This window comes from Arthrobacter sp. TB 26, assembly GCF_000427315.1.
Taxonomy (GTDB): Bacteria; Actinomycetota; Actinomycetes; order Actinomycetales; family Micrococcaceae; genus Arthrobacter.
Map to the genome: position 1 here is coordinate 1 of NZ_AUPJ01000237.1, position 7,638 is coordinate 7,638.

General features: G+C 67.3%; 6 protein-coding genes and 1 pseudogene. 4 read left to right on the forward strand and 3 right to left on the reverse strand.

What is annotated here, in order from left to right; all coding sequences use genetic code 11:
• A pseudogene (locus K789_RS22670) lies at nt 1-184 on the reverse strand (MFS transporter); the annotation flags it as partial.
• A 249-nt stretch (nt 185-433) separates the two neighbouring features.
• On the opposite strand from K789_RS22670, the gene K789_RS0108410 reads away from it, so the two are divergent.
• Nucleotides 434-1,798: an ammonium transporter gene (locus K789_RS0108410; RefSeq protein ID WP_024366370.1), complete on the forward strand. Its 1,365-nt coding sequence runs from the start codon at nt 434-436 to the stop codon at nt 1,796-1,798.
• On the forward strand, nt 1,795-2,133 hold the full coding sequence (locus K789_RS0108415; protein ID WP_024366371.1) for a P-II family nitrogen regulator: 339 nt from the start codon (nt 1,795-1,797) through the stop codon (nt 2,131-2,133). Before K789_RS0108410 ends, K789_RS0108415 begins: the two co-directional genes overlap by 4 nt.
• A 133-nt stretch (nt 2,134-2,266) precedes the next feature.
• Here K789_RS0108415 and K789_RS0108420 read toward each other — a convergent pair whose 3' ends face one another.
• Nucleotides 2,267-3,655, reverse strand: coding sequence for a glucose-6-phosphate dehydrogenase (locus tag K789_RS0108420; RefSeq protein WP_024366372.1), 1,389 nt, complete (start codon nt 3,653-3,655; stop codon nt 2,267-2,269).
• Between the two features lie 152 nt (nt 3,656-3,807).
• Here K789_RS0108420 and ffh point away from each other — a divergent pair, with 152 nt between their 5' ends.
• Nucleotides 3,808-5,394: a signal recognition particle protein gene (gene ffh / locus K789_RS0108425; RefSeq protein ID WP_024366373.1), complete on the forward strand. Its 1,587-nt coding sequence runs from the start codon at nt 3,808-3,810 to the stop codon at nt 5,392-5,394.
• 58 nt (nt 5,395-5,452) lie between these two features.
• Entirely contained in the window at nt 5,453-6,202 is a 750-nt protein-coding gene (locus K789_RS0108430) for an alpha/beta fold hydrolase (RefSeq protein WP_024366374.1), read from the forward strand.
• Here the strand turns inward: K789_RS0108430 and thiC are convergent.
• A partial coding sequence (gene thiC / locus K789_RS0108435) for a phosphomethylpyrimidine synthase ThiC (RefSeq protein ID WP_024366375.1) occupies nt 6,199-7,638 on the reverse strand: 1,440 nt, incomplete at its 5' end. The two genes, K789_RS0108430 and thiC, sit on opposite strands and share 4 nt — an antisense overlap.

The following is a 7,638-nucleotide window of genomic DNA, read 5'->3' on the forward strand; positions in this document are numbered from 1 at the left end:
CCGTCGCACCGACGTCGAAAGTGGTGGCGAACTGGGGGAGGACCGGGGCCACCAGGCCGAAGCCGAGGGCGATGAGGAAGGCAGCGACCAACATCACCTTGATGTCCCGGGGCAGCACCGCCCTGCCGCTGGTCCGGGTGCCGGCCTGGGGCGGGGATCCCGCGGGGCGGGGGGACTTACTCATGGTGGAGGCTTCCTGGGGTTATGGGCGTGCGGGAGAAGGGATGTTGGAACGCGTGAAACATAACCGTAACAAGAAGGATTTGCACGATTTACTTCCAAGAGGTTCTTGTAACACCCCGGCAATCTAAATCCTCCGCCGGCGAAACACGCCCCCGACAAAATCTTCTTAGAACGCAAACCGCGTTGAGGCACGCGGAGAACTCCGCAACAACAACTTCTCGATCGCATCCAAGCAAGGAGGACGTGCACCATGGAACTTACCGCAGGTCACGTATGGCTGATGGTGGCAGCAGCACTTGTGCTGTTCATGACACCAGGACTCGCATTTTTCTACGGCGGCATGACGCGCGCCAAGGCTGCACTGAACATGATGATGATGAGCTTCATCTCCATCGGCATGGTCGGCGTGGTCTGGGTGCTCTGGGGCGCCTCGATGAGCTCCGGTGAGGGCTTCCTGCAGATGGTGGGAAACCCCTTCGCCACCTTCGGGCTCGAGGGCATCGACACACCTGACGGACTCATCAAGGTCGGCTACGCAGCCACCTTCGCCATCATCACCGTCGCCCTGATCAGCGGCGCGATCGCTGACCGCGCCAAGTTCGGCGCCTGGTCCGTGTTCGTCCCGGTCTGGGTCACCCTGGTGTACTGCCCGCTGGCCTACATGGTCTGGGGCGGCGGGCTCTTCGGCCCGGAAGGCGCCATCGGCCAGGCCCTCGGCCCGGCGATTGACTTCGCCGGCGGCACGGTCGTCCACATCAATGCCGGTGTTGCGGCGCTGATCCTCGTGCTGATCATCGGCAACCGCAAGGGCTTCGGCAAGGACCCCAACCACCGCCCGCACAACATCCCGTTCGTGATGCTCGGTGCCGCAATCCTCTGGTTCGGCTGGTTCGGCTTCAACGGCGGCGCAGCAACGACCGCAGAACAGGGCGGCCTGATCTGGGTCAACACCCTGGCCGCCCCGGCCGCGGCAATGCTCGGCTGGCTCGTCACTGAGCGCATCCGCGACGGGCACCCGACCTCGCTGGGTGCCGCGTCCGGTGTGGTCGCCGGCCTCGTCGCCATCACCCCGGCCTGCGCCAACGTCAGCCCGGTCGGCGCGCTGTGCCTCGGCCTCGTCGCCGGTGTGGCCTCCGCGCTCGCCGTCGGACTCAAGTTCCGCTGGGGCTTTGACGATTCGCTCGACGTTGTGGGTGTCCACCTCGTCTCGGGCATCATCGGCACCGTGGCACTGGGCTTCATCGCCCTCCCGGTCGAAGGTGTCGGCGGCGGCCTCTTCTACGGCGGCGGCTTCACCCAGCTCTGGGCCCAGCTCGCCGTGGCCGGCATCGCCATCGCCTACTCCGCGGTTCTGACCTCGATCATCGCCTTCGCGATCCACAAGACCATGGGCTTCCGGGTTTCCCCGGAGCAGGAAGTGGTGGGCGTGGACCTCAGCCTGCACGCCGAAACCGCCTACGAATTCGGAGTCGGCGGTCACGGCGGAAGCTTCACGCCGCTGCACGAACTCATCACCGGCAAGGCCCAGGCCGCAGCGGCCCCGGCCGAGACGGTGGCCCCGACGTCCAACGGCAAGAAGACCGCAGCAGCAGGTAAGGAAAGTGTGGAGGCATGAAACTGATCACAGCAATTGTCCGGCCCGAAAAGCTCGACACTATCCGCGAAGGGCTTGAAGCCTACGGCGTGCAGGGCCTCACGGTCAGCGCAGCCAGCGGCTACGGCCGGCAGCGGGGCTACACCGAGGTGTACCGCGGCGCCGAGTACAACGTGGACCTGCTCCCCAAGATCCGGGTAGAGGTCCTGGCCACCGACGAGCAGGCGGACGACATCCTGGATGTCATCATCGCCAGCTCGAACACCGGCCGGGCCGGTGACGGCAAGGTCTGGACGATGGATGTGTTCGAAGCAGTGCGGGTCCGCACCGGAGAACGCGGATCGGCCGCCATTTAGACAGCGCATCACAGAAAAGCGGGCCGGGAACCTGAAAGGGTCCCCGGCCCGCTTTTTTGTGTCCGGACGCCTGACGCGACGACGACGGCGAAAACGCCGCCAAAAACGCTGACGACGGCGCCGCCGACGGCGGTCAGACGGGCCAGCCCTCCGCCCCGGCGCTCCCGGCGGGGTATTCCTCCAGCGGTGCGCTGTCCCGGGCCCAGGCCTTGAGGACAGGCTCCAGGATCCGCCAGCAGTCTTCGGCGGTATCTGCGCGGACGGAGAGCAGGGGATCGCCGGTCAGGACACCCTCCAGGACTTCCCCGTACGGCAGCAGCTCGGAGGCGCTGAGCTCAGCCTCGAGGGTGGCGCGGTCCAGGCTGAGGACATCGCCGGGGCCGTTCACGTCGACGTCGAACTGCAGGGTGTCCGGGCCGAAGCCGATCCTCAGCTGGTTGGGGGAGTCCGCCCCGGTGAAGCCCCGGGGCAGGTGTGGCACCGGCCGGAAGGTCACCACGGCCTCTTTGCGTTTGATGCCCAGGGCCTTGCCGGAGCGCAGGATGAACGGGACGCCCTGCCACCGCCAGTTGTCGATCGCCACTTCAACCTCGGCGAGCGTCTCCGTGCCCCGGGACGCGTCGACGCCCTCTTCCTTGGCATAGTCCGGGACCGTCCGGCCGTCGATGGAGCCGGCGGTGTACCGGGCACGGCGGGTGCTCTTTGCATAGGGGGCCTTGATGCTGCTGGCCCGCAGCACCGTGGCCACGGCGTCCCGGAGGTCCCGCTCATCCACCGAGGCCGGCGGCTCGATTGCCATCAGGGCCATGATCTGCAACAAGTGGCTCTGGATCATGTCGCGGAGGGCGCCGGCGCCGTCGTAGTAGCGGGCGCGCCCCTCCAGAGCGAGGTCCTCGTCGAAGACAATCTCGACCTTTTCGATGTACCCGCGGTTCCACACCGGCTCCAGGAAGGTGTTGGCGAAGCGTAGTCCCAGGATGTTCAGCACCGTCGCCTTGCCCAGGAAGTGGTCCACCCGGTGGATGTGGTCCTCCGGCACCAGGGCGGCCAGGGTTTCGTTGAGGTGCCGGGCGGACTCCTCGCTGGAGCCGAACGGCTTCTCCATGACCAGGCGGGTTCCGGCGGGCACCTCCCCGGGAGCCAGCGCTTCGCAGGCCAGCTGGCTGACGCGCGGTGGCAAGGCGAAGTAGAGGGCCACGGGCCCCTCCAGCTGGGCCAGCAGGCCGGCCAGTTGCCCGTCGGCTGTGACGTCGAGCTGGTGGTAGCTGGTGGTTTCGCGGATCCGCTTCAGTTCCTGCCGGCCGTAGGCCTCGGCCTGGGAGTTGGCGTCGGCGAAGGACTCCTCGATGCGCTCGAGCCACTGGTCCGGGGTCCAGGCATCCGAGCCGGCTCCGACCAGGGTCAGCCCGTCGGCGCGTCCCCGGGACACGAGCCGGGCAAGGCCCGGCAGCAGCAGCCTGCCGGTGAGGTCGCCCGAGGCGCCGAGGATGAGCAGGGTTTTTACTGTTTTTTGGCTGGTCACCTTAGCCAGCATGCCATCTTGAAGGCGCGTCTTGGTACCCTAGATAGTCGAGTCCCGTCGTCGAGGCGGTTCGTTCAGGCGAACATCAGTCGCGACGCTGGCGTGCCGGACCGGCCGCCAACTGTAGATCCACTGAAAGAAGTGCACGGCGCGTGTTCAATTCACTCTCTGACCGGTTGACAGCAACCTTCAAGAATCTCCGTGGCAAGGGCCGCCTGACCGAGGCGGACGTTGACGCCACAGTCCGGGAAATCCGGCGTGCCCTCCTGGACGCCGACGTCGCCGTCCCCGTCGTCCGCGAATTCACCGGGCGCGTGCGCGAGCGTGCGCTTGGCGCCGAAGTCTCGGCCGCCCTGAACCCGGGCCAGCAGATCGTGAAGATTGTCAACGAGGAGCTCGTCGAGATCCTCGGCGGCGAGACCCGCCGGATCCGCCTCGCGAAGACCGGCCCCACCATCATCATGCTCGCCGGCCTCCAGGGTGCCGGCAAAACCACCCTGGCCGGCAAGCTCTCCAAGTACCTCAAGGCGCAGGGCCACAGCCCCATGCTCGTGGCCTGCGACCTGCAGCGTCCCAATGCCGTGACCCAGCTCCAGGTGGTCGGCCAACGCGCCGGCGTGCCCGTCTTCGCTCCGCACCCGGGCGCCACCTCCACCGAACTGGAGCACCCCGCCGGCGACCCGGTCTCGGTCGCCCGCGCCGGCGTCGAGGAAGCCAAGCGCACCCTGCACGACGTCGTGATCGTGGACACCGCCGGCCGGACCGGCGTGGACGCCGAGATGATGGAACAGGCACGCCAGATCCGCCGCGCCATCGTTCCGAACGAAGTGCTCTTCGTGGTCGACGCCATGATCGGCCAGGACGCCGTCAACACGGCCATGGCCTTCGACGAAGGCGTCAACTTCACCGGCATCGTGCTCTCCAAGCTCGACGGCGACGCCCGCGGCGGTGCCGCGCTCTCCGTCTCCTCCGTCACCGGAAAGCCGGTGATGTTCGCGTCCACCGGCGAAGGCCTGGACGACTTCGAGCTCTTCCACCCGGACCGCATGGCCTCGCGCATCCTCGACCTCGGTGACGTGCTCACCCTGATCGAGCAGGCGGAGAAGTCCTGGGACAAGGATGAAGCAGCCCGGATGGCGAAGAAGTTCGCCGACCAGGAGGACTTCACCCTGGACGACTTCCTCGCCCAGATGCAGCAGATCCGCAACATGGGGTCCATGAAGAAGATGCTCATGATGATGCCCGGAGCGCAGAACATCCGGCAGCAGCTCGAGCAGTTCGACGAGCGTGAGATCGACCGCGTCGAGGCGATCGTGCGGTCCATGACGCCGCACGAACGCGTCGCCCCCAAGATCATCAACGGTTCCCGCCGGGCCCGGATTGCCCGCGGTTCCGGTGTGCACGTCTCCGAGGTCAACGGCCTGCTGGAACGTTTTGCCCAGGCCCAGAAGATGATGAAGAAGATGGCTGCCGGCGGCGGAATGCCCGGAATGCCGGGGATGCCCGGCATGGGTGGCGGAGGGGCCCGCAAGGGCGCCAAGAGCGCACCCAAGAAGAAGGCCCGCTCCGGCAACCCGGCCAAGGCCGCGCAGGAGCTCAAGGACGCCCAGGCCCGCCGGGCCGAAGGCGCCAAGGCCCTTCCGACCGGTGCCGCGTTCGGCCAGCAGGGCGGCGATTTCGATCCCTCCCAGCTGAACCTGCCCAAGGGCTTCGACAAGTTCCTCGGCGGCGGCAAATAGGCCCTGCCGGCCGAAATGTCGGCGGCCCATTGTCGGGCCGGTGTCATAGGGTTAGAGCATGTTCAAGCAGCGCGTAGTCTTCGTCCACGGGGCGGGCAGCTTCGGCGCTGCCGCGTGGCCGAAACAGCACGGAATGGCGCTGAACTACGACGCGCTGTTCCTGCGCCGCCACGGGTACGACCCCGTCGCCGAGCCGCTGGAAACGGACTTCGCTGCCGACGCCGCGATTGTGCTGCGCGCACTGGCCGACGACGGCCGCGGCGAGGCCGGCGGCCACGTCGTGGCGCACTCCCAGGGCGCCATCGCTGCGATGATGGCCGCCGTCGAGCGGCCCGACCTCGTGCACTCGCTGACCCTCGTGGAGCCGGCCTGCCTCTCGCTCACCGCGGAGCTGCCGGCGACGGCAGCGCACCGCGCCTTGATGCAGCCGCTCTTCGAAGTCCGCCACCACCTCAGCGATGAGGATTTCCACCGCGAATTCGTCCGCCGGGTGTTCGCGGCCCACACTCCGGCACAGGCGACCCTGGGTGCCCCGCGCCCGGAAGACCAGCGGGAAGCGCGCCGCCTGCGCCTGCAGGCTCCGGCCTGGGAAGCCCCGCTACAGATCGTCCCGGGCGTCCCCACCCTGGTCCTGACCGGCGGCTGGGAACCGCTCTACGAAGAGATCGCGGGCTACCTGCGTGAAACCGGCGCCGTTCACCGCACAGCGGCGGGCGGGCACCGGCCCCAGGATTCAGCAGAGGGAAACCGGATCATCCGGGCGTTCATCGCCGACGTCGGCCGGCAACAGCACGCGCACGCCTCCTAGCTGGGTGCGGGTCCGCCCACGGCCGGCTCCGGCAGGTAGACCTTGCCGCCCGAGGCCAGGAACTCCGTGCTCTTCGCGCGCATCCCGACTGCCAATGCCGCCAGCGCGGCCTGCGAGTCCGCTGATCCGTATTCATCGCGGATGTCCTGGCTGATCCGCATGGAACAAAACTTAGGGCCGCACATCGAGCAGAAATGCGCCGTCTTGGCCGGCTCCGCGGGCAGCGTCTCATCATGGAACGCCTCGGCCGTCACGGGGTCCAGTGACAGCGCGAACTGGTCCCGCCAGCGGAACTCGAACCGTGCCTTGGACAGGGCGTCATCGCGTTCATGGGCTGCGGGGTGGCCCTTGGCGAGATCGGCGGCATGGGCCGCGATCTTGTAGGTGATGACGCCGGTCTTCACGTCGTCCTTGTTGGGCAGTCCCAGGTGTTCCTTGGGTGTGACGTAGCACAGCATGGCGGTGCCGTAGCGGGCAATTTCGGTGGCGCCGATCGCGGAGGTGATGTGGTCATAGCCCGGCGCAATATCGGTCACCAGCGGCCCCAGGGTATAGAACGGGGCGCCCTTGCAGAGTTCCTGCTGGCGCTCCACATTTTCCCGGACGAGGTGGAACGGCACATGTCCCGGTCCCTCCACCATGACCTGGACATCGAACGCCCAGGCCCGCTGGGTGAGCTCGGCCAAGGTGTCCAGTTCGGCGAACTGCGCCGCGTCGTTGGCGTCGGCTGTTGCGCCGGGCCGCAGGCCGTCGCCCAACGAGAATGCGACGTCGTAGCGGGCGAAGATCCTGCAGAGTTCGTCGAAGTGGGTGTACAGGAAGTTCTCCTGGTGGTGGGCCAGGCACCAGCCGGCCATGATGGCTCCGCCGCGGGACACGATGCCGGTGACCCGGTTGGCCGTCAGGGGCACATAGCGCAGCAGCACCCCGGCATGGATGGTCATGTAGTCCACGCCCTGCTCGCACTGCTCGATCACGGTGTCCCGGAAGATCTCCCAGGTCAGGGCGTTCGCCTCACCGTTGACCTTCTCCAGAGCCTGGTAGATGGGGACGGTGCCGATGGGGACGGGGGAGTTGCGGATGATCCATTCGCGCGTGGTGTGGATGTCGTCCCCGGTGGAGAGGTCCATGACCGTGTCCGCACCCCATTGGGTGGCCCACTGGAGTTTGTCGACTTCCTCGGCGATGGAGCTGGTCACCGCGGAGTTGCCGATATTGGCGTTGATTTTCACCAGGAACGCCTTGCCGATGATCATCGGCTCGGATTCGGGGTGGTTGACGTTGCTGGGGATGATGGCACGGCCCGCGGCGAGCTCGCTGCGGACCAGCTCGACGTCGCAGTTTTCGCGCAGCGCGACAAAGCGCATCTCCTGGGTGATGACCCCGTCCCGGGCGTAGCGCATCTGCGTGACCGTCCGGCCGTCGACGGCGCGGCG